Below are 22,546 nucleotides of genomic sequence, written 5' to 3'. Positions count from 1 at the left end.
GCCGAAAAGGAATTGAATATCTCCGTAGATAATGGTCTTCAGCGTAGATTTCTCTTCGATGCGGATTAGCGGAAACTTTCCGAACAGGGCAAAAAAAATCCCGAGTGAAAAATTATCATTCGGGATTTTTTTGGTTTCCGATTTACGATAAAATTTCTTCTATCGTAATGCAATCGCCGACACGACCGGTCATTTTTTCGGTTTCGGTGTTCACGGGTAAGTTTTTTTGTCGGCTAGCCGGTTCGCAGGACATGCTTCTCCTGTTTTACAGCATGCTGCCAAGCTTGTACCTGTCTCAAAAATTCGTTTACATTTTGATTTTCTTGAATTCCTCTTTCATCCGATCTAAGTCGGTCAGCCAAGATTCAATATCTTCTTCGTGCTCCAACTCATCGTTGAGGATTTCAACTGCCATTTCGTGCGTTGCAAAATCTTTTCCGGCGGTAAAATTCGCAATTTCCTGATAGCGTTGAATGGCACATCGTTCCCCTCTCAGGTTTTGTTTAAGAATGACTTCAATGTACGGGTCGGCCGGTTCGTCGTAAGGACAACGTGCCAGTTTGGTCCAATCTTTTGGATTGATGACAGGGGTACCGCCTAATTGAATGATCCTGTCGGCGATCATTTCGGCATGCTCCAATTCTTCTTTGGCATGAGTCAAAAGTTCGGGTTCAACTTCACTTCTCATTGGGCCTTCCATCAATCGGGCGCCAATCCAATACTGATAATATGCCAACCATTCTTCAGAGAGAGCTGCATTGAGCATTTCCAACAGTTTGTCAACATCGACGGATGCTACTTTAATTCCTTCTTTTCCCATTTTTTCTAAATTTTAGATGGTTAATAATTACTTAAATTGTTTTTTTAACAGTATTATAATGGTATGTAATGTTTTCTTTAGATTATCCGTGTGCATTTCAAACACTGATTAAACGCCAAACTCTCGCTAAATGTTCAGTCCAATATCATTTTTTCTGTTATATTCGATGTGAAACGCTAACAGTTGCTTTACTGCCGAAAAAGGGTTGCACGGCTTCAGGTGTGCCTGTTTTTTGCAATATTTGTCGGGAGGATGATTGATTCGGGACGCTTTGGCAGCAATTCTCCGGCATGGATTCCGCCGTTCTCTCATAAGAGGCGTTCAAAAGAGGAAACGTTCTTTTCTTTTGCCAACCGGTTTATGTTTAATATCTTTGCAGATTAGTAAAATAAAAAAGAGAGAATGATGCTTTTCAATATTCATCGCAAAGAGACAGAAGAATTGTACGAAACTCCGATTGTGCAGCAAACGGCTTTCTGGTCGGATGTGAAAGCGCAACTTGGTGCAGATACACTGGCTGTTAATTTTAAAGCACGACAATCGGATCTTTTTTATCGACCGAAGGATGACAAAACCATTCTTTCTTCCGATATATTGGTTATAATATGGCAGATTGATCGTTGCCATTCCATCGCATATATCCCTTATGGACCTGAACTTGAGCCTGCTGAAGAATTTCATGGGCTGTTTTTGGAAGAGCTTTCGGAAAGTATTCGCCCTTTTTTGCCGAAAGACTGCATCCTTATTCGTTACGATCTTTGTTGGCAGTCGTATTGGGCCAAAGACGAAGAATATTTTGACGATAACGGGGCATGGAAGGGACATCCCGATTCGTTGACCCAGGAATTTCGTTTCAATTTCAATACCCACCGGTGGAATTTCAAAAAAGCCTGTTTTAACATCTTGCCGTCCAATACCATTTACTTGGACTTAAGGCCGGATACCGAAGTCCTTTTGCAAAAGATGAAGCCCAAGACGCGATACAACATTCGTTTGTCGTCGAGAAAGGGAGTGCAAGTAAAATCGATGGGACTCGAGGGCTTGGATAGTTGGTATGGGCTTTACAAAGAAACGGCTGCACGAAATCACCTCTTGCTTAATGATATCAAACATTTTGAAGCGGTGCTTCAGGCAAAAGCCGAAGATAGCCAATCGCCTGCAGATGTGCGTTTATTGATGGCCGAATGGAATGGCAAGCCGTTGGCGGCCATGTTTTTGGTGATGACGGCCAACAGAGGGTCTTATCTCTATGGAGCTTCTTCGTCGCAACACCGTAATTTGATGGCCACTTACGCATTACAATGGGAAGCCATCCAATTGTCAAAAGCCAATGGGTGTACAGAGTATGACATGTTTGGTATTTCGCCTTCGGCCGATCCCTCGCATCCCCTTTACGGGCTCTATAAATTTAAAGTAGGCTTCGGTGGTGAAATCTACCATAGTCTGGGTTGTTGGGATTATCCGTTGGATGAAGAAAAATATCCACTTTTTCGCGCATCGGAAATCAACGGTCAGGGTTATCATTTGAGTTGACACGATTATTTATGGGGATGGTTCATTTCAATCAGCATCACTAGGAAATTCGTAACGATTTACCCGGGCGTAGTGTGGTTTTTGTCGTAATGTTGTTTAAATTGCAGATCTTTTTAACAGAAACGCCGTAACGTTTGGCAATCCCGCTTAATGTATCCCCTTTTTTGATTCGGTGATATTTCACCTCACCGGAAACGTATTTGTTGGTGTTATTGTCATCGGCTGAAGCTTGATAGCTCTTTCCCGGTTTGAGTACCGATCTACTGCTCGCTGTAGTTTTTTTGAAGCTGGAAGGAGTTACTACATATTCGTCGCGATGACATACTTTATTGTTAAAATCGACGATGAAGTTCGGATTAATGGGACGTCCCAAAAAACGGGTTTCGAAATGAAGATGCGGACCGGTAGAACGACCGGTATTCCCTGCCAAAGCGATAGGTTGCCCCGATTTAACAAAATCATTTTCTTTTACCAGAAATTTGGACAGATGACCATAAATGGTTTCAAGACCGTTAACATGACGGATTACGATATAATTACCATAACCTCCCCGTTCATAATCTTTTACCCTGATTTTTCCGTCAAAAGCAGCATAAATGGTATCCCCGATTCTTGCCTTGAGGTCAACCCCGTAATGATATCTTCTACTGCCTCTTCTGCCGAAGTTGGATGTCATATAACCCGTGCAGGGGATCGAAAAATTCGATAAATCTACCCAGAAAGAATCGGGTACATTTACCGAAGATCCGTAAGCATTGACATGGGTATTACTCCAAACTCCTCCGTAGATATCGTCGGCGGGAATCTCGGCAGGATTAAATTCTTCTCTTTCTACTGCTGCTTCGTCTAAAACGGACATGTCCATTTTGAGTTTTATCCCGTCTGCAAATAAATTTGATTTTTGATCGTTTGCGCTGTGCGATTGTTTGTAAATGATTTCGGGCCTTGTTGTGTCTTTTGTAGGTTTCGATTGTGAGAAAGCTGTTAACCCGATAAAAAGGAATGTTGTCGATAAAATAACTTTTCCTTTGGAAATTATACGTTCTCCTTCCATAAGTTGCGTTTCAAAAATACGTTTTCAATCTTAATTTAAAATCGTCCGTTGCAATTAGCACTCATCATTTGCATAAATATTCGGATGCATCAATTGCGGATAATTAAACAGTTCCGTTGTTGAAAAAAATCGCTCTAATTCTGTTTGAGCTGTTTCCGGCGAATCGGAGGCATGTACAATGTTCTCCTGAACGCTCATGCTGTAATCTCCCCGGATGGTCCCCGGTTGAGCTTCTCTGCCATTGGTGATACCGGCCATTTTTCTCACCACTTCCACAGCATCAACGCCTTTTAATGCCAAAACAATTACCGGACTTACTTTCATTGACTCTTTGATACGTTGAAAAAACGGTTTATCTTTTAAGTGTGCATAATGTTCCTCTAAAATTTCATCTGTTAAGTATATCATTTTCATTCCAATGAGTTGAAGACCTTTTTTTTCGAATCGGGAAATTACTTCGCCGACTAAGCCTCGCTGGATAGCAGATGGTTTTAGGATCACTAATGTTTTTTGCATTGAGCTTGTAAAAACTTATTAAAAAAAGACCTTAATTACCGATTTTTTTCTTCAATTGATGCCAAAGTAAACTTTTTCTTTTTTTTCGTCCAAAAAAATGGCAAGTAAATTTTGCTTCAAAAAGCCGAAGAAAAGATGAAGAATGTGAATTTTCTTTGTAAGTGGTTGTTTAATAAATAGATATATCAAAACATGTTTTGCAGCATATTTTAAATATTTTGAAAGCTTTAAAAGATAATTAACTACAAATTAAAATGAATCGTATTGTAGTTGTCAAAAACACATTTTCAAAAAAAATTTACATTAAAACACGGGTGATATTTTTGCGATCAAGCAATGGGGTGATTGGATTTATAAATAGATAAAAATCAATATATTATGAAACGAACACTCAAACATGTAGATGAGCTGTTTTCGGTTATTTCCTCTCATACGGCATAAATCAACCGAAAATAATGATGGTTTATAGATAGTTTTATGTATTTTTGCGCATAGAAATCCTTTTCATGAGAAGGAACAAACGCGTATATACATGAATTATTTTATCATTTGCCGATAATGACACGATATAAATTAATCGACACCATCACCGGATGGGCAGTTTTTGCCGTTGCAGCCGTCGTTTATTTAATGACTATTGAACCTACGGCGAGTTTTTGGGATTGTCCCGAGTTTATCGTTTCTGCCTATAAGTTGGAAATTGGTCATCCACCGGGAGCTCCTTTTTTTATGCTGTTGGGTAATCTTTTCACTCAATTTACGTCCGACCCGACTCAAGTTGCGAAGATGGTAAATGCCATGTCGGCTTTGCTCAGTGCCTTTACCATTCTGTTTCTTTTTTGGACGATTACCCATCTGACGAGGAAACTGGTGTTGAGTAAAGACAAAACGGAGCTTACCCTTGCACAGACCATTGCCGTAATGGGTAGTGGTATCGTCGGTGCTTTGGTTTATACTTTTTCCGATACGTTTTGGTTTTCGGCGGAAGAAGCCGAAGTGTATGCTTTTTCGTCTATGTTGACGGCATTGGTTTTCTGGTTGATATTAAAATGGGAAGACAATGCCGATAAACCCCATTCCGATAAATGGATTGTCTTGATTGCTTATGTTATGGGACTTTCCATTGGCGTTCACTTATTGAACCTGCTTTGTATTCCTGCCATCGTACTGATTTATTATTATAAGAAAAACGAAAGGGTTACATGGAAAGGCGGATTGGGAGCTTTATTGATTTCGTTTGTGCTGATTTTTGTCTTGATGTACGGCATTATTCCGGGATTTACCAAAGTGGGTGGATGGTTTGAATTGTTCTTTATAAATATGTTGGGTTTACCCTACAATACCGGTTTATTCATCTATCTTGCCGTGTTGGTTGTTTGTATTGTATGGACACTGTTGGAGAGTATGAAGGATAATCCGAATCCCGCAATCGCCAAAACAACCTTTCTCATCAGCCTGGCCATGTCGGGAATCTTATTCATGGGCGATAGTGTTCTGCTATGGCTTGTTTTGATAGGTGTGGCTGCTTATTTGGTTTTCCGGTACAAAAAAATGAATCTCAAATTCATCAATCTTTCCATATCTTGTTTATTGGTTATTTTGATTGGTTTTTCGGCTTATGCCATTATTCCCATTCGTTCGAGTGCCAATCCCCCGATGGACGAGAATTCTCCCGAAGATGTCTTTTCGTTGGCCAGTTATTTAAACCGCGAACAATATGGCGAAACGCCGCTTTTATATGGTCATACGTATGCTTCTCAAATCGAACGAAAGGCAGACGGCACGCCGGTTATAGCGAGTGAGAAAAAAAGATACGGGAAAGTAATTAAAAAATCACCCGAAGAAAAAGATCGGTATGTGGTAGTTTCTACTTCGCCCACCTACAAATATACCAACTCGATGCTTTTTCCCCGTATGCATTCCACGACCAACAATCCGGGTTATAACAATCATATAATAGGATACCGCCAATGGGGAGGGGTAACCGATCCAAATAAAAAACCCACGATGTTGGAAAACCTTCGATTTTTCTTCAGTTATCAGTTGAATTACATGTATTGGCGATATTTCATGTGGAATTTCTCGGGCCGACAGAACGATATTCAAGGCGATGGAGGAATTACCAAGGGGAATTGGATTACGGGCATACCTTTTATCGATGATAAAGTATTGGGGCTGGGACCCCAAGATAATATCGCTCCGGATGTAGCCGATAATAAAGGTCGCAATGTTTATTTCATGTTACCTTTTCTTTTGGGTATTATTGGAATTGTATATCAACTTTCACTTAAAGAAAAAGGGTTTAAGAGCTTTTCTATCGTTTTCATGCTGTTTTTCATGACAGGAATAGCCATCGTCATGTATCTCAATCAAACTCCTTTTGAACCGCGTGAACGGGATTATGCATATGCCGGCTCTTTTTATGCTTTTTCCATTTGGGTGGGAATGGGAGTAGCCGGGATTAGTTTATTCTTGAGGGAATATTTAAAAAATACGGCAGCAGCGGCATCTCTTGCCACAATAGCCTGTCTTTTTGTCCCTATCCGGATGGCCGCTCAGAATTGGGATGATCATGATCGTTCGGGAAGATATATGGCGCGAGATACCGGGATGAATTATTTGAACAGTGTGGGCAAAAACGGCATTATTTTTTGTAATGGTGATAACGATACCTTCCCGCTATGGTATCTGCACGAAGTGGAAGGATTCAGGACCGATACCCGTGCATGTAATTTAAGTTATCTGCAAACGGAATGGTATGTCGATCAGATGCTGCGTCAGGCATATGAGTCGGAACCCCTGCCCATCAAATGGCCGAGGGAGCGCTATGCAAGTGATGCGGGTTCCCATGCTTATATTCTGACAAGGAAAGAGATTGAGCATATATTGCAACAAAATAATATCCCTGCGGTTTCTTATCATTTGTATTACGACACGAATGTGTTTAAGGATACCATTCCGCTTAAACAAACAATGGAGAACTTGCGTACCGGAAACAATGCGACGCCCAAGAATCCTTTTCCGTCGTTGGATAATGAACCGATTATTCCCGGCAATCTTTTGTATCTCGATGTGGATACGGCAAAAGTAAACTGGACGACATTCCATTCCAAACCTGCAAACCGTATGTATGTCAATCTTGGAAATAAATCGGTAGCCTACCGACAAGAGTTGATGGTGTTGGAAATGCTTACCAACATCAACGACGATAATTGGCAACGTCCGATCTCGTATGCGGTAACCGTGGACAGAAATTTATACGCTCCCGTGGGGAACAATTTAACACTCGAAGGAATTGCTTATCGGATAACACCGGGAGTACCGCTCAGTAACGGAGTGAATACCGAGGTTGCTTATGACCTTATGATGAATACATTCAGATGGGGCGGCATCGATAAAGATCCGGAAATCTATCTTGACGTTACGTGCAGGAATATGGTGTATACCTTTCGTATGTATTTTTCGCAATTGATCGAGGCATTAATCAATGAAGGCAAAAAAGATAAAGCGCTTGCTGCTCTCGATAAATGTATCGAGGTTATGCCATCGAAAGCGGTACCCTACGGAACGGAAGGATTGTTGATGGCCAGAGCCTATTATCAGTTGGGACACGCTGAAAAGGGACAAGCTCTTATTGATGAAATCAGCGAAAGAATCGACCACAATTTGGCGTGGTTCGATCGACTCACTCCTCAACAGATGGCCGATTCGTGGATCGATATTTCGAGGAATAATCTGGATCCGCTTTTGCTGATTGCCTCTATTTATCAACAATACGATAAGGAAAAATATCAGCCGCTGATAGACGATCTTTTACAACGGGCACAATTTTATTATACAAGAGGCATTACTCCGCTGGGTGATTCCGTGGTACAGGAAATTACCAATGTGTCTATCCGCGGATTTTATAGTTCCGGTGCAGATTCCGCAAGCCGGAAGATGGATGAGCAAAATGTGCAGAAGACGTTGAAGTTGATGCAGCAATTCAATCCGAAATTACTGGAACAGTACGGTAACGTGAAATGATAACGATAAAAGGCCTTTTTCGATGGGATAAAATGGGAAGAGGCCTTTTTATTTGATTTTATATGTTTATAGAACAGCCTCCTTTGTTTTATCGAATTTTTTATCCCGGTGCTGTTTGGAGAATAAAAAACGGCAATGAAAAGATGGTTTATTTAACATTTGATGATGGTCCTATTCCTGAAGTTACTCCTTGGGTTTTGGAAGTACTCGACACGTATCGTGTTAAAGCAACTTTTTTTTGCGTGGGAGATAATGTGAGGAAACATCCTTCCGTTTATCGTCAGATTCTTGAAAAGGGGCATCAGACCGGCAACCATACTTTCAATCATATACAAGGATGGAAGCATAATACCAACGATTTCATTGCCAATACGCAAAAAGCAAATTCGTATATTCAATCTCCGTTTTTTCGTCCGCCTCACGGTCATATCCTTTTCCCTCAATTTGTCCTTCTAAAGAAAAAAGGATATAAACTGATTATGTGGGATGTGGTTACGCGTGATTACAGTAACCATATGACTCCGGAGAAAGTACTCGATAATGTAAAAAAATATGTGCGAAACGGTTCTATCATTGTGTTCCACGATTCGTTGAAAGCAGAAAAAAACGTGCGATATGCCCTTCCGTTGGCTATTGAATGGCTTAAGCGTGAGGGGTATTCTTTTGGGTTAATTCATTGATCAAGGAATTCGGATTGACCAAACCTCCACTTTTTTGTTTCTTGCTTATTTGTTTTGTCGAAAGTGGCAATCTACTCGCTTCGAAACAGCTAAAATACGTTTTTTTGCTACTTATTTGATTGTTTAACCGAACAGTTTTTCCGGCTAAGGCTTTTTTAAAGCAGGATTTGCTTCTTTTTTTTGTAATTTTGCGAGAAATTTTCGATAAAGATAGAGAGATGGAGAAAAAGGGATTACCCATAACATTAGGTACGGAAAAAATCAGGAACTTGCTTATAGAATATTCGTTGCCGGCAATCGTGGCGATGGTTGCCTCGTCGTTATATAATATTACCGACAGTATTTTCATCGGTCATGGCGTGGGAGCATTGGCCATTTCGGGTTTGGCGGTAACGTTTCCTTTAATGAATCTTTCTGCAGCTTTCGGCTCGTTGGTTGGAGCTGGAGCATCCACATTAATGTCGGTGAGGCTAGGACAAAAAGATTATGGCTCGGCCAATCGTATTTTGGGAAATGTATTTCTCTTAAATGTGGTTCTCGGATTGGCATTTATGATCGTTTCACTGATTTTTCTGGATCCAATTCTTCGCTTCTTTGGAGCAAGTTCGGTTACATTGCCCTATGCACACGATTATATGGAGATTATTTTATATGGGAATGTTTTTACCCATATTTACTTGGGATTAAACGGCATATTGCGTTCGTCGGGCATGCCGCAAAAGGCAATGTATGCCACATTGGCATCAGTGGTGCTGAATGCGGTGCTTACTCCTATATTTATTTTCGTCTTCAATTGGGGAATCAAGGGAAGTGCACTGGCAACCGTTATCTCACAAATTGTAATGTTGGGTTGGCAAATAAAGCTGTTCAGCAACAAAGATCATTTTATTCATTTGCAGAAAGGTATTTTCAAGCCCGATCCAAAAATCATAAAAGATTCGATGGCTATCGGCATGTCTCCTTTTTTGATGAATGCCGTTTCCTGCGTTATCGTTATCATCATTAATCAAACATTGATCAGACACGGCGGAGATTTGGCCGTAGGGGCTTACGGTATCATCAATCGGGTTTCGTTCCTTTTTGTAATGGTAACGATGGGGCTCAACCAAGGGATGCAGCCTATTGCAGGGTATAATTTTGGTGCGCGCAATTATAAACGTGTTAATGAAGTCCTTAAGCTTACTATCTTTATGGCGATTGGCATTATGACGATCGGATTTTTGATTGGGGAATTTTTCCCTTCAGTTGTGGCTTCTGCTTTTACACGGGATCAGACGTTGATTCAATTGGCAGTTGAAGGTTTACGCATCGTATTCGTCTTTTTTCCTATTGTGGGATTTCAGATGGTCGTTACCAATTTCTTTCAGAGCATCGGAATGGCAGGGAAAGCCATCTTTTTATCGTTGAGCCGTCAGCTGCTTTTTTTGTTGCCTTTTTTACTAACTTTACCCTCTATTTACGGATTAAAAGGGGTGTGGTACAGTATGCCTGCGGCCGATTTGCTGGCCTCGTTGGTTGCTGCTTATATGCTGTTTGTGAATTTTCGGAAATTCATTAAAACAATAGTTCGTTAATTATTTAATATACGAGTCATGCAGCAATTGCTGCAAACTCGACGAGTTCTTTAACAAGTTTATCATTTAATCTTCTGTTCGGCTTTATTCCGGACACGCAAATAAATCGCTCAAGCAGAAAGGCATTGTGTAACATCGTTTTACACGATGCCATTGAAAAAGGAATACCTCTTTCTTTCGCTAAAACCTTAGCTAGGTTTACTGTAGCTAGAGATACATTAAAGTTGAAAGAAAGCTTTGAAACATCCCTTGCCTGAGATTGCATAAGTCCTGTAAAAGACTTGGCATCACGGAAACAAAATTCAATTTGAAAACGGGTACGATAGTATTCTATTACATCTTTACCGCTCATAGCAGGATCGGTAGAGAAAAACAGCTTGGGTTTTTTCCCGTCTTTTGAATACCAAATGGTAAGTCGTACCCTCTGCTTCAGTGATTTAGCGTAGGCAATCAGAGTATAAAGCTCTCCATTGTCGATGGCGATTTTCTCAGCTCTAGATTTATCAAGATTTGCCATATCAATCTTACCGTCGTAGAGTTTAGGTCTGCCTCTTTTGCCCGTTGGTTTCTCCAGTGTAGGGTAAAATAAAACGGCATCATCTCGGAAACGGCTAATAAGATGGAAGTCCAGTTCTTCTAAACCGGCAGCGAAATTGGTTTTGGAGAAATAGGCATCAGCTACCACGTACCGACTTACATTTTGGAGCTTATTCTTCATTGATTTAAGTACCTGAAGGTACCAATCAATCAGGTTGACATCATTGCTTTCCAGAGTTTGATTGTCCGGCGTTTGAACTGCCTGAAGACTGATGCAATCTTTATTGTCAATGTCAATGAGACCGATTCCCAGAATCTCTAATCCTCTTTTTGCCTGTCCGGCTGTACCCGACCAGAAGTAACCAATCCAGGGAGTATTCTTTCCTGTTTTGGGTATAAAACTAGGATCAATGGCTATTGCCTTACGATCTCCGGTTAATATCCTTTCAGACAAGGAAAGGTTAAACGCAAGCCAATCAAAATCCTTCGAGAAGTTCTGGCGAAAACGCTGTTCACACGAAGAGCCATATCTTCCCATCTGGAGGAAATTAATCCTGCCGGGTATGATTATGTATAAAACTAATGTCTCCATAAAGAACGATTTGAAACTTTTGTTTAACTTCGTAGTCAGTTTATTTAAAACATCACTACAGATACTCCTATATTGGTTAAGTATGCTGGTTTTATCCATCTTTACAGCGTTTTGATATTACTATAAAGATACTGAATATCAGCTACTTAACCTTCTTTTTTATGCTAAACTATGTTATATAAAACATTGATTATTAATTAGTTAATTGAATATTTACCGAACTATTGTTAAAAGAAACGCAGAAAAAAAACAATGAATTCAAGGGAGAATACGATATATGAGTGAAAAATTTGTAATCAATATCGGTCGCCAACTCGGCAGCGGTGGTCATTTGATTGGCGAAGAGTTGTCGCGACAGCTGGGCATTCCTTTATACGATAAGGAACTTATTGAGCTTGCCTCAAAGGAAAGTGGTTTGAGTAAGGAATTTTTCGAACAGATGGACGAAAAGAAGACGCACAGCATCTTCGGTGGTTTTTTTGGTTTGCGAAATTCTTCCGTGGATGAGATTTATCCCAACGAGAGCTATCTCTGTAATGAGACCTTATTTAAAATCCAGAGCGATGTTATTCGGGAATTGGCAGAGAAACAATCGTGCATTTTTATCGGACGTTGTGCCGATTACGTACTGAAGGATCACCCTCGTGCCGTGAATATTTTCATTACGGCCGATATCGAAGATCGGATAAAGCGGGTGAGTGAAACTTACCATTTGACCTCACGGGATAAAGCCCTTGCTTATATAAAGAAGATGGATAAAAAAAGAGCCGGTTACTATAATTATTATACCGATAAGAAGTGGGGTGTGGCCGAATCTTATCATTTATGTATGAATTCATCGGTTCTCGGTATCGAAAAAACCGTGGCATTCGTCCGTCGTTTTGCCGAAGAAAAATTGGGACCTTTATAGTTCCCTGCTCCTTCTCTTTTACCTTTCCATTGCGGTAAGGATGTTTTTGACCAATTCATCCCGTTTGTCTTGTTGTTTTACCGATTCGATGGGGAACCCCAGGATGCATGTGCTGTATTTTTCGCCTTTATACACGATGCCCGCACTCAAATTATTTTCCGAATATCGGAAAACGGTAAATGCATTCTCATCTGCAGGCTCAATGGCATCCGGATTTTCCACGACGTACGATTCGCTGTTCAACTCGTTGTAATACGCATAGTTCCCTTTTATTGACGGAAAAGGCGAAGCAACCGCCTTAATGCTTCCCGTAACTCCACCGTAGTTGTTGCGCCATCGGTATTTCAAGGTGTTTTGCGCCCAACTGCGATCGGCTTTATCGGCATAAGGATTATCCCATAAATCGGTTCCTGCGAATGCACCACTTACTATTATATTACCTCCGTTTTGACAATAATCGGTAATCTGTTTTTGTTGCGTTTTGGAAAACGTTTTGAATTGAGGCGACATAGCTCCGCGCGCCACACTCCATTCGCGTTGTTTGCCCAATATCCAGTCCACCATTTTGTAATCGGAGAGATGGACCGATTCGTTTTCCACCGCGCTTGACGCACACGATACAAACGACTGACCTGCTGCTGCAAATGACTGTCCGTGAAGGAAAGGATAATCGAATGTGTTCCCCGCAATTTCCGTTGTTTCATAGTTGGCATCGCTGTCGCCAAATCCGGCGGCATCATCGTCCATCCAGGGTATGGCACGCCGATATTCGTGCATGTGCCCGATAAATTGGTGTTCCGAAAGGTAGGGCACCCCGTTATCTATCCGACCTGCAAATCCGGCAATGCTATCGCTTGTCGTGAAACTAAAAGGTGCAGAAATTCGTGTGAATCCGTTTACGATGAGGGTTACGCCTTTTTCATCGGATTTGCGGCAAACCGACAGAATTTCCGAAGGAAAACTTTCGCCTCCGTCATTAACAGCGGTTACGTTGAAGCTGTATATTTTATCTTTTTCGATGCCGATTTTGCAGGTGTTTTGGGTAACCATTCTGCCATTGTCGAAGCCGCCATCATCGATACGGGTATAAACGATGTATTTTGCAGGCATCGCAGAGGGTTCCGCCGGATCAGTTCTAGGTTGCCATTTCAGTTCCACCTCGGTTTCGCCGCTAAATATTGCGCTAAAATCTTTCACGGGCAAGGGTTGTACTACATAAGGCCGATTGTATTGCGAAGCGATGAATTTGAGCATGCCTTTGTAAATGGCACGACTGACGGTAAAACGAAAAGTCGGGTCGAGCCCGTAACGCATATCGGCAAAGTTTTGGTGCGAAAGCAGTTCCAACAGCATGGTGGGCACGTTGGGCACACGAGCTTCGCTGTACGAGCGATTCCACATATGGCGGCGTGTCCAATCCGGCTCAAATTCCCGGCGAATGTCGCTCACGATTTCCTCCATTACAAGTTCCGTTAGATCGCGCGATGCCCAACGGGAACGTCCGTTCTCAAATTTTTCGTTATTGTAGTGCGTCATGTAAATCCCCAGTGTACCTACAATCGTATCGCCCCAAAACGTTCCTGCATCGCTGTGAAATGCAAAAGCCAAATCGATGGGGATATGCAGACCTTTGGCCTTGGGAAGAGCAGATGAACCACCGGCAAGATAATTTACCCAATAACCCCGACTTTGGTAGTCGTCGGTATAATCGTTTTTGCTTTCACTTCGATTATAGATGCTGTCCGGCATACCTGCCCATTGCAGCCAATAGCGCGAACCTTCGGCGTAGCGGGGATATCCGCTTACTTCGGGTGTGAAGGGTATGTTGGGGCGCGCTGTTTCTTTAACGGTAATACTCTCCGAACTTTTCACATTTTCTTTTTCATATCCTTCGGGATGAGGCAATCGGGCAATGTTTCCCATCCCTCCGCCAATTTTCACTGCATCGGCGGTGACAATACGTCCGGCATGTTTGCTGCGATTGCTGAGGGTGATTTTATGATCCGATCCTTTGTCGAAGGGAAAGTAACCCAAGAAAATCCATGTACCTCCACCCATTTGTTGATTAATGAGGAAATCCGTCCGACCTCCCGCATGATAAACCGAATATAGCGCATCTTCGGTACTTTTTTTCACGGTTTGATAGGAGATATAAACCCCATACGTGCCTTTTTCGGGAATATCGGGTGTCCATATAGCGAAGCTTTCGTTTCCGCGCGAGACGGTTTTAACTTTTCGTGCCGTACCCATCTTAAAAGGATTTTCTCCGTCGAGATACCGGGTTTTGGAATTGGCAAAACCGGCAGAATCGGCAGGCAACCAATGTTCTTTCCCATTGGTTTCTGTATAAAGTGAAGCCGGTGAACTCCCGTTGTTGTCCATGATTATTTCATGCTTGTTATAGTCGCGTTCACGTGGAAGCAGCACGTTTGCTCCAGCGTTTTCCAGCATCGGGACAAGGAAAGGTACCACATAGCTTTGTGTATAGAGATCTTCTACCGTTTGAAAAATGCGGGCACGCTGCCATTCCCACCTGCCGAGTTTTTGTTCGTAGTAATAACCATGGCTCGGCCATAAAGCAATATGATTGTTTGTCAATCCTTTATCGAAAGTTGTCACCGGTGCCGACAACTTGGTTATTAGCGGTTTTTTTACACGGTGAGCAATGATTCGGTCTTTATCCCTGGGAATGTTTTCGCGATAGAGGTTAGGCACCAGTTCGCCGATTTCCTGCCGGTCGGAGAACACTTTTATTCGGTATTTTTTTTGTTCTTGTGGCAAGTAAAATCGAATGCTGTCGTAAATAAGGCTGACGGTATTTTCACGCATCGGTAAGTAGGAAAGCGACAAGTTGGTATACAATTCGATTGTTTTTTTGCGTTTATTCATCGCTATGCTGTCAACTGTCACTTTTCCCGGCCTCAGCAACGTTTCTTCATAAATATGGGAGAGACAGGTATTGAGGTTTTTTTTTAGCTTTTCATTTACCATTTCCTGAGAAAAAACAGGAGATAAAACGGTCAACAGGGCAAGAAATAAAAAGGCAGATTTTTTTGTCATGGGATGGGCATTTTATTTGTCGTTACGGATATACGTAAAAAAAGTATAGTTAAAAGGATGTTTTTCGTCGGCATCCTGTTTTTTTTCTTCAACGAGTGTCCAATCGTCCGGGTCGATAACAGGGAAAAAAGTATCGGCATCGTCAAAGGTATGATGAATGCGCGTAAGGTACAACGTGTTTGCCCTGTCGATGATTTGTCGGTAGATTTGTTCTCCGCCGATAAAAAAAACCTTATCTTCGTTTTCGCAATGCTGCCACACTTCGTCGAGGGAATGACACACGATGCAATTGGTAAATTCGGCATGCTTTTGTGAAGTCAAGACGATATTTTTGCGGTTGGGCAACGCACCTTTGGGCAACGATTCAAAGGTTTTTCGTCCCATCACCACCGTGTGATGTTCCGTAATTTGTTTGAAATGTTTCAGATCATTGGGTAGATGGCAGAGCAAATTGCCTTTTTTGCCGATGGCATTATTTTCATCTGTGGCAACGATAACGGCAATTTCGCCGGAGAATTCATTTCTCTTGGTTGTATGCTTATTTTGCATTCTTCACGTTTTAAAATCAGTGATCGAGCGAATTATTATGCGGATAAAATTAGGTAATTTTCTTTTGAAGTGCTAATCTTTTACCGCTTGATCCTTTTAATCGAATAGCACCGATCAATTTTCAGGAAATCGACATTGAAATACGGCTAAACCGAAACTTCCCCTTTGATGTGCGGATAGGGATGATAATCGACAAGTTCGAAGTCTTCGTATTTAAAACCGAAAATATCGTTTACATCGGGATTGATGATCATCTTGGGCAAGGGGCGAGGCTCGCGCGTGAGTTGCAATTTTACTTGCTCCAAATGGTTCAGATAAATGTGGGCATCGCCCATCGTGTGAACAAAATCGCCTTCCTGCAACCCCGTTACCTGTGCCATCATTTTCAACAGCAAGGCATAAGAGGCAATGTTAAAGGGAACACCCAGAAAAATATCGGCACTGCGTTGGTAAAGTTGCAGGCTCAGTTTACCGTCGGCAACATAAAATTGAAAAAGCGTATGACAGGGAGGGAGGCTCATCTTGGGCAAATCGGCCACGTTCCACGAGCTGACAATGATCCGCCGCGAATCGGGGTGATGCTTAATCATATCCACCGCTTCCGCAATTTGGTCGATGTGCCCGCCGTTGTAGTCAGGCCACGAACGCCATTGATGCCCGTAAATAGGACCGAGATCGCCATTTTCGTCTGCCCATTCGTTCCAGATACGCACGCCGTGGTCCTGCAAATATTTTACGTTTGTGTCGCCATTTAAAAACCAGAGAAGTTCGTAAATGATGGATTTCAAGTGCAATTTTTTGGTGGTAAGAAGGGGGAATCCGTCGCTCATTTTGTAGCGACTCTGATGGCCGAAAATGCTGATGGTTCCGGTTCCGGTCCGGTCTTCCTTTTTTACACCTTCATCGAGTACACGTTGAAGTAAATCCAAATACTGTTTCATTATGCTTTCTAAAAAAGAGTTACTGTATGTTGTCAAAAAATGTGCCGGCTATTGTATTTCTGTAGCAGGAATGCCGATTCGGAAATCGCACATTCAGGACAAATTTACAGGATAATTTTCAATTTATCTACTGCTCTGCAAAAATTCATTTGGGAATTATTCCTATTTTGGTGCTATAAGACAAGATGAAAAGACTTTAGGATGGGTTCATAAAAAGAGGCAACGCGTCTGCCACTACAAAAGAACTGCCACCGATAAAAATAAAATCGTTTTCTGTTGCCTTTTTTCTTGCTGCGTGTACCGCTTCCGCCACGTTCCGGAAGGTTGTACCCTGCAACCCGTAATTTGCTGCTTCTTTAGCCAGTATTTTTTCATCGAGTGCCCTTTCCACTGAAGGTTTTGTAAAGTAATACTCGGCATTTTTAGGTAACAGTGGCAATATAGCCTGAAGATCCTTGTCTTTTACCACGCCGAAGACGATATGCAGTCGGTCGTATTTTTCCGATTCCAATTGGTTGCCGATATAGCGTATTCCGTGGGCATTATGCCCGGTATCGCAAACAATTGTCGGTCTATCCTGTATCTTTTGCCACCGACCCATCAATCCGGTTAATTCCACTACATGTGCAAAACCATCGTAAACAGCATCTTTGGGGATACGATATCCCATTTTTTGAAGCTCTTCAACGGCAGTCAACACGGTTTTGGCGTTTTTTTCCTGCACAAATCCCCCCAATTCGTCAATGAGGTCGGGATAGGCTTTGCATTGAAAAGTCCATCCCGATGGGGTTTTTTGCGAATTGAATCCGTTGATGTGGTTTTCGGCAAAAACGATGGGTGCATGTTGAGCAGCGGCTTTTTCCACAAAAACCCGGCGGACGTCTTCGTCTTCGATTTCCCCGATCACCACCGACGTGTAGGGTTTGATGATGCCGGCTTTTTCGCCGGCTATTTTGGGCAGGGTATTTCCCAGATATTGCGTATGTTCGAGTCCGATATTAGTAATGACGGCTAAATCGGGCGAGATGATGTTGGTGCTGTCCAATCGTCCGCCAAGGCCGACTTCAATTACGGCAACATCCACCTTCTGTTCGGCAAAATACAGGAACCCCATTTCCATCGTCAACTCAAAAAATGAAGGGTGAATGGGTTCAAATGCTTCCCTGTATTTTTCCACAAAATCCACCACATATGCCTTATCGATCATTTTCCCGTTCACGCGGATGCGTTCGCGAAAGTCAACCAGGTGAGGAGAGGTATATAACCCCACTTTATAACCCGCCTGTTGCAAGATAGCAGCAAGCAAGTGCGAAGTTGACCCCTTTCCGTTGGTGCCACCTATATGAATGGTTTTGTATTTCTGATGCGGATGATCGAAATAAGCATCGAGCGCCAGGCTGTTGTCCAGCCCTTCCTTATATGCTGCATGTCCAATGCGTTGATATTCGGGCAGTTGGTTGTAGAGATATTGAAGTGTTTCCTCGTAGTTCATTTGTTTAGTTCCACAACGGCAATACCGAATATTCTCGCGAATAGCGTAAGTTTTGCTCCACATAATTTTCGTCGTACGAAATGGTGACATCCGTTACTTTCCCGTTTTTATCGGTAACGAGTTTGTAAACCAGATTTACAAAACCTTTATATGGAGCAAGATTCAATGCTTCATAACGGGCAAGTACCTCTTTGTGAAGAGCAGGGTCTACTTTCACGGCATAGGTTTCCACCATTTTTTTGGCCGCCTGGTAATCGCCGGTCGATTTGATGCGCTGGATTTCGGACAACAATTGACCGAATCGCTCACGAATTTTCCCGTAATCGTTGACCACCACGAAGGTTTTCCCGTCGCGTTGTTTCATCTCAACAGCCTTGTCGGCTTTACTCTGCTCATACACATAACGTGCAATGAGCTGGCGGTTGCGCATGTGCGCCTCTTCGATGTTTTTCCCCGGCTGTATGCGGGTGAGCTGTGTCATCAGACCGTTCATCAAGTAACTGTAATATTGGGCTTTATAGGCAGTAGAGTCGGGGAGGAGGCCCAGCTCGATCAGTTTGGGATCGGCAAGGTAATACAACCCGAACAAGTCGGCGCGCGCTTCTTCAATGGTCGATTCATACTCTTTGAGTGCGCCATCGTGGACACCCGGCAGCATTTTCCCCGATCCGTGTCCAAGACATTCGTGCAAATCGGTATGCAGTTTATCGGTGAGCGAACCGTATTTTTTGTCGCGTTCGATTTCTTCTTCGCTCCACATAAACTCTTCGTTAAAACCATTTCCTTCGGCTGCTTTGTCATAGGCATCCGTAATGTTTTCAATGGTCACCGACTTTGATCCGTAGTCACGTCTGATCCAGTTGGAGTTGGGCAGGTTGATCCCGATGGGAGTTGCCGGATAGCAGTCGCCGCCCAGCATGGCCGCCGTGATCACCTTAGCCGATACTCCCTTAACTTTTTCTTTTTTAAACCGGGGGTCGACCGGCGAGTTGTCCTCAAACCATTGTGCATTGGCGCTGATGATCTCGGTGCGTTTGGTAGCTTCTTCGTTCTTGAAATTGACAATGGATTCCCATGTCCCCTTCATGCCCAGCGGATCGGTATAGGTCTCGATGAAACCGTTCACGAAATCCACCCGCGAGTTTACGTCTTGCACCCACTTGATGGAATATTCGTCGAATTTTCTTAAATCGCCCGTTCGGTAATATTCAATCAATGTATGGATTACTTCTTTCTGTTGCTCGTTTTCCGCAACACCGGCCGCTTTTTCCAGCCAACCCACGATACGTTCGATGGCTTTACCGTAAAGACCGCCTATTTTATACACTTCTTCGGTAACTTTTCCGTCTTTCATCACCACTTTGCTGTTCAATCCATAGGAGACAGGCGTGCTGTCGTTAGGGTCTTTCATAGCGTTGTAGAAATCTTCCACCTGTTGTTGGGTGACCCCTTCGTAAAAGTTCACTGCGGAAGTTTTCACCAGATCGACCCCCGGTTGCTGGTTTACCCGTTTGGGCATTACGTCGGGATCAAACATGACGGGAAGAATCGTATTCAGCAGCTCATCGGCAGCCATACCGTCGCGGAAAGGCATCCGTCCGGGATCGACCGATTTTACTACCGATACAAAATATTCCTTCGAAAATTTCGGCATGATTTTGTCTTCGGAATAATGATGATGGATACCGTTGGCCATCCATATTTGTTTGAGATAGGTTTCCAGATTTTTCCAATCTTCGGTCGATTTGTCTCCCATATAATTTTCGTAAACCCCTTCCAAAACCCGACGTATGGCCAGGTTGTATTTATTGTGTTGGTCGTAAAGGATGTCTCGTCCTTCGATGGCTGCCTGTGAAAGATAATAAATCAGCTCTTTCTGCTGCAACGACAACCTGTTGAATCCCGGTACGGGATATCGCAGTATTTCAATGTCGGCGAAACGGTCGACTCTATATTGAAAAGTTGAATCGATGCCGTCGTCGGCAGTTGTCGATTTTTTTTCATTCGTTTTCCCACAGCCGGAACAAGCAGCCAGCAGAACAAAGGATGTCAGCATAATAACAACTTTTTTCATCTTTATTGGGTTTTGTTGTGCAAAGCTACAAAAAACGATTCGAAACATTGTCCTGTTTTTCTTTTTTTCGGATAACGAAAGAGCAATGGCGGGAAAATTCATCGAGTCATACAGGCTTTGATTCAGTTTTGTTTGTAAGGCACATGTCAATTGGCAATGCAGCGAAAGATAAGGCACTGAAAGATGAGGAGGATATGCCGGGTAAGAAAAACCGGAGAACATGGTGGCGGCAGTAGGAGTTTTTGTAGCTTTTGTTTTTTTTCTCTACCTTTGTTTTCTTAATTAAACACAAAAAGATTTATACCTCTACTTGAATGGATGTTACGAATAAGCAATTTGATGAAGTCGTTGCAATTTGTCGCGATATTTTCCGTAAAAAATTGCAGGATTATGGCGCATCGTGGCGGATTTTACGTCCCGAATCGGTTACGGATCAGATTTTTATAAAAGCAAACCGCATCCGTTCATTGGAAACCAAAAAAGAAAGTCGCATAGGAGAAGGTATTTTCCCCGAATTCATCGGAATTGTGAATTACGGCATTATCGGCCTCATTCAACTTGAATTGGGTTATTCCGATACGGTCGATATCACTCCTGAAGAAGCATTACGGCTATACGACAAATTCATTGCCAAAACGAAGGAACTCATGATTGCCAAGAATCACGATTACGACGAGGCGTGGCGCAATATGCGCGTGAGTTCGTATACCGATCTGATCCTGATGAAAATCTATCGCATCAAGGAAATCGAAAGTCATCAGGGCAAGACATTGGTATCTGAAGGCATTGACGCCAATTACATGGATATCGTAAATTATGCAATTTTTGCACTCATCAAATTGCACTTCGGCGAAGAAGAAAATGAAACGGAAGGATCGCTACATCAAGATACTGATTGAGTTATCCCGTATCATTCTGGGAGCAACGTTTGTCTTCTCGGGTTTCGTGAAGATGGTAGACCCTCGCGGGTTCGAATACAAAATACAGGATTACCTGATTGCTTTTGGGCTTCCCGAATGGTTCCCGTTATCGCTGCCTGCCGCTATCCTGCTTCCGGTGGTCGAATTTCTGTTGGGCGTATGCCTTTTGTTGGGCATTTATCGGAAAACCGTTACCCGTCTTTTTTTGCTGTTTATGCTGGTCATGACCCCTTTTACGTTGTGGATCGCGATAAAAAATCCCGTTGAAGATTGCGGATGTTTTGGTGATGCAGTTGTCATCGGCAATTGGGCAACGTTTTACAAAAATATCGTACTGTCGGCATGTGCTGTTTTAACGGTGATCTATTATAATGAAATAACTCCCCTTTTAAGTTCAAAAACAGCCTGGGCAGCTACCCTTTTCACGGCATTTTTCGGAGTGGCTTTTGCTGTTTATAATGTGATGAATTTGCCTGTGGTCGATTTTCGACCTTATAAAATCGGAACCCATATACCCGATAAAATGAAGATCGATCCTGCCGAAGCCGATCAATACAAAAATATATTCATCTATGAGAAAGGGGGGATCAAGCAAGCATTTACGGAAGAAAATTATCCTTGGAACGATTCCACATGGACGTTTGTGGAGATAAAAACCCGATTGGTGAAAAAAGGGAAGAAGCCCGAGGTTGAAGATTTTTCCATTGTGGAGCTGGTTTATGATGAAGCAAATAGCAGCTATATTGAAGGAGCGGATATTACGGAAAAGATACTGTCCGATCCGTCGTATTCTTTTCTGGTGATTGCATACGCGCTTCCGGATATTCGCTCGGGCGAATTATCCCGATTGAAGGTTCTGACCGATTATGCCGAAAAGTATCACTATCCGGTGTACTGTCTCACCGCATCGTCCATCGATGCAATTGCGGAGTGGGAACGCCTGCACCGAAGCGGATTTACTTTCTGTCATGCCGACGAGCGGATGCTGAAAACAATGATCCGATCCAATCCGGGAGTCGTGCTGTTGAAAGACGGGACAATTATCGGCAAATGGAGCAGCCGTTCCCTTCCTTCTGAGAAAGAACTGACAGCCCTCATCAACCGGGTCGAAATCGGGAAAACAGTCGATAGAAGACAACACGAGTTTTTGACAGTTGGGATTACGGCTTTGCTGTTTCTTGTGCCGCTGGGGCTTATCAAATGGGCAGATATGCGCAGCCAAACCCAAACAAATGATTAAAGTAATTATTTATATAAAATTTGTAACG

The 22,546-nt window shown here is 42.6% G+C and carries 16 protein-coding genes; 7 read left to right on the top strand and 9 right to left on the bottom strand.

From position 1 onward, the window contains the following. Positions 1-307 precede the first annotated feature (307 nt). Positions 308-820, bottom strand: a complete 513-nt coding sequence (locus OLM34_RS01295; protein ID WP_264404684.1) for a ferritin-like domain-containing protein — start codon at positions 818-820, stop codon at positions 308-310. Positions 821-1,222: 402 nt separating this feature from the next. On the opposite strand from OLM34_RS01295, the gene OLM34_RS01290 reads away from it, so the two are divergent. After that, positions 1,223-2,353, top strand: coding sequence for a lipid II:glycine glycyltransferase FemX (locus OLM34_RS01290; protein WP_264404682.1), 1,131 nt, complete (start codon positions 1,223-1,225; stop codon positions 2,351-2,353). 40 nt (positions 2,354-2,393) lie between these two features. Here OLM34_RS01290 and OLM34_RS11420 read toward each other — a convergent pair whose 3' ends face one another. Continuing rightward, positions 2,394-3,407, bottom strand: coding sequence for a peptidoglycan DD-metalloendopeptidase family protein (locus OLM34_RS11420; protein WP_320051497.1), 1,014 nt, complete (start codon positions 3,405-3,407; stop codon positions 2,394-2,396). Between the two features lie 54 nt (positions 3,408-3,461). Further along, a complete protein-coding gene (gene ndk / locus OLM34_RS01280) occupies positions 3,462-3,923 on the bottom strand; it encodes a nucleoside-diphosphate kinase (protein WP_264404680.1) in 462 nt (153 codons plus the stop codon). 558 nt (positions 3,924-4,481) lie between these two features. Between ndk and OLM34_RS01275 the strand changes: the two genes are divergently transcribed. The 3 genes from OLM34_RS01275 to OLM34_RS01265 all read left to right on the top strand — a co-directional run bounded on the left by OLM34_RS01275 (position 4,482) and on the right by OLM34_RS01265 (position 10,203). After that, positions 4,482-7,949, top strand: coding sequence for a glycosyltransferase family 117 protein (locus tag OLM34_RS01275; RefSeq protein WP_264404679.1), 3,468 nt, complete (start codon positions 4,482-4,484; stop codon positions 7,947-7,949). A gap of 62 nt (positions 7,950-8,011) precedes the next feature. Continuing rightward, positions 8,012-8,629 (top strand): polysaccharide deacetylase family protein, encoded by a 618-nt coding sequence (locus tag OLM34_RS01270; protein ID WP_264404678.1) that lies wholly within the window; start codon positions 8,012-8,014, stop codon positions 8,627-8,629. A 218-nt stretch (positions 8,630-8,847) separates the two neighbouring features. After that, positions 8,848-10,203 (top strand): MATE family efflux transporter, encoded by a 1,356-nt coding sequence (locus tag OLM34_RS01265; RefSeq protein WP_264404677.1) that lies wholly within the window; start codon positions 8,848-8,850, stop codon positions 10,201-10,203. Between the two features lie 16 nt (positions 10,204-10,219). On the opposite strand, the gene OLM34_RS01260 is transcribed toward OLM34_RS01265, so the two are convergent. Then, entirely contained in the window at positions 10,220-11,431 is a 1,212-nt protein-coding gene (locus OLM34_RS01260; protein WP_264404675.1) for a transposase, read from the bottom strand. Positions 11,432-11,609: 178 nt separating this feature from the next. On the opposite strand from OLM34_RS01260, the gene OLM34_RS01255 reads away from it, so the two are divergent. Further along, positions 11,610-12,242, top strand: a complete 633-nt coding sequence (locus tag OLM34_RS01255) for a cytidylate kinase-like family protein (protein ID WP_264404674.1) — start codon at positions 11,610-11,612, stop codon at positions 12,240-12,242. A gap of 18 nt (positions 12,243-12,260) precedes the next feature. Here OLM34_RS01255 and OLM34_RS01250 read toward each other — a convergent pair whose 3' ends face one another. The 5 genes from OLM34_RS01250 to OLM34_RS01230 all read right to left on the bottom strand — a co-directional run bounded on the left by OLM34_RS01250 (position 12,261) and on the right by OLM34_RS01230 (position 20,358). Beyond that, positions 12,261-15,302, bottom strand: coding sequence for a golvesin C-terminal-like domain-containing protein (locus OLM34_RS01250; protein WP_264404672.1), 3,042 nt, complete (start codon positions 15,300-15,302; stop codon positions 12,261-12,263). A gap of 12 nt (positions 15,303-15,314) precedes the next feature. Continuing rightward, positions 15,315-15,851 (bottom strand): dihydrofolate reductase, encoded by a 537-nt coding sequence (locus OLM34_RS01245; RefSeq protein WP_264404670.1) that lies wholly within the window; start codon positions 15,849-15,851, stop codon positions 15,315-15,317. 146 nt (positions 15,852-15,997) lie between these two features. Further along, a complete protein-coding gene (locus OLM34_RS01240; RefSeq protein WP_264404669.1) occupies positions 15,998-16,792 on the bottom strand; it encodes a thymidylate synthase in 795 nt (264 codons plus the stop codon). Between the two features lie 196 nt (positions 16,793-16,988). Beyond that, positions 16,989-18,284 carry a bifunctional folylpolyglutamate synthase/dihydrofolate synthase gene (locus tag OLM34_RS01235; RefSeq protein ID WP_264404667.1) on the bottom strand — a complete coding sequence of 432 codons (1,296 nt, stop codon included), beginning with the start codon at positions 18,282-18,284 and terminating at the stop codon, positions 16,989-16,991. Between the two features lie 4 nt (positions 18,285-18,288). Continuing rightward, complete coding sequence (locus OLM34_RS01230) at positions 18,289-20,358, bottom strand: dipeptidyl peptidase 3 (protein ID WP_264404665.1); 2,070 nt, start codon at positions 20,356-20,358, stop codon at positions 18,289-18,291. Between the two features lie 314 nt (positions 20,359-20,672). Here OLM34_RS01230 and OLM34_RS01225 point away from each other — a divergent pair, with 314 nt between their 5' ends. Both OLM34_RS01225 and OLM34_RS01220 read left to right on the top strand, forming a co-directional pair. Further along, positions 20,673-21,257: a DUF1599 domain-containing protein gene (locus tag OLM34_RS01225; protein ID WP_264404663.1), complete on the top strand. Its 585-nt coding sequence runs from the start codon at positions 20,673-20,675 to the stop codon at positions 21,255-21,257. Then, complete coding sequence (locus OLM34_RS01220) at positions 21,220-22,518, top strand: BT_3928 family protein (protein WP_264404662.1); 1,299 nt, start codon at positions 21,220-21,222, stop codon at positions 22,516-22,518. The genes OLM34_RS01225 and OLM34_RS01220 overlap by 38 nt, the downstream gene beginning before the upstream one ends. The last annotated feature ends 28 nt before the right edge of the window (positions 22,519-22,546 follow it).

Source organism: Anaerorudis cellulosivorans (assembly GCF_025943985.1).
In the GTDB taxonomy this organism is placed as follows: Bacteria; Bacteroidota; Bacteroidia; order Bacteroidales; family Dysgonomonadaceae; genus Anaerorudis; species Anaerorudis cellulosivorans.
Note: the sequence above shows the minus strand (reverse complement) of the source record. Positions and strands in the feature narration are given on the sequence as shown.

Bases quoted from the DNA above. Each gene is read 5' to 3' on its own strand.
- OLM34_RS01240 (WP_264404669.1), bottom strand. From the start codon at position 16,792: ATGAAACAGTATTTGGATTTACTTCAACGTGTACTCGATGAAGGTGTA.
- OLM34_RS01230 (WP_264404665.1), bottom strand. From the start codon at position 20,358: ATGAAAAAAGTTGTTATTATGCTGACATCCTTTGTTCTGCTGGCTGCT.
- OLM34_RS01250 (WP_264404672.1), bottom strand. From the start codon at position 15,302: ATGACAAAAAAATCTGCCTTTTTATTTCTTGCCCTGTTGACCGTTTTA.
- OLM34_RS11420 (WP_320051497.1), bottom strand. From the start codon at position 3,407: ATGGAAGGAGAACGTATAATTTCCAAAGGAAAAGTTATTTTATCGACA.
- OLM34_RS01275 (WP_264404679.1), top strand. From the start codon at position 4,482: ATGACACGATATAAATTAATCGACACCATCACCGGATGGGCAGTTTTT.
- OLM34_RS01235 (WP_264404667.1), bottom strand. From the start codon at position 18,284: ATGAACTACGAGGAAACACTTCAATATCTCTACAACCAACTGCCCGAA.
- ndk (WP_264404680.1), bottom strand. From the start codon at position 3,923: ATGCAAAAAACATTAGTGATCCTAAAACCATCTGCTATCCAGCGAGGC.
- OLM34_RS01255 (WP_264404674.1), top strand. From the start codon at position 11,610: ATGAGTGAAAAATTTGTAATCAATATCGGTCGCCAACTCGGCAGCGGT.
- OLM34_RS01225 (WP_264404663.1), top strand. From the start codon at position 20,673: ATGGATGTTACGAATAAGCAATTTGATGAAGTCGTTGCAATTTGTCGC.
- OLM34_RS01260 (WP_264404675.1), bottom strand. From the start codon at position 11,431: ATGGATAAAACCAGCATACTTAACCAATATAGGAGTATCTGTAGTGAT.
- OLM34_RS01290 (WP_264404682.1), top strand. From the start codon at position 1,223: ATGATGCTTTTCAATATTCATCGCAAAGAGACAGAAGAATTGTACGAA.
- OLM34_RS01245 (WP_264404670.1), bottom strand. From the start codon at position 15,851: ATGCAAAATAAGCATACAACCAAGAGAAATGAATTCTCCGGCGAAATT.
- OLM34_RS01265 (WP_264404677.1), top strand. From the start codon at position 8,848: ATGGAGAAAAAGGGATTACCCATAACATTAGGTACGGAAAAAATCAGG.
- OLM34_RS01270 (WP_264404678.1), top strand. From the start codon at position 8,012: ATGTTTATAGAACAGCCTCCTTTGTTTTATCGAATTTTTTATCCCGGT.
- OLM34_RS01295 (WP_264404684.1), bottom strand. From the start codon at position 820: ATGGGAAAAGAAGGAATTAAAGTAGCATCCGTCGATGTTGACAAACTG.
- OLM34_RS01220 (WP_264404662.1), top strand. From the start codon at position 21,220: ATGAAACGGAAGGATCGCTACATCAAGATACTGATTGAGTTATCCCGT.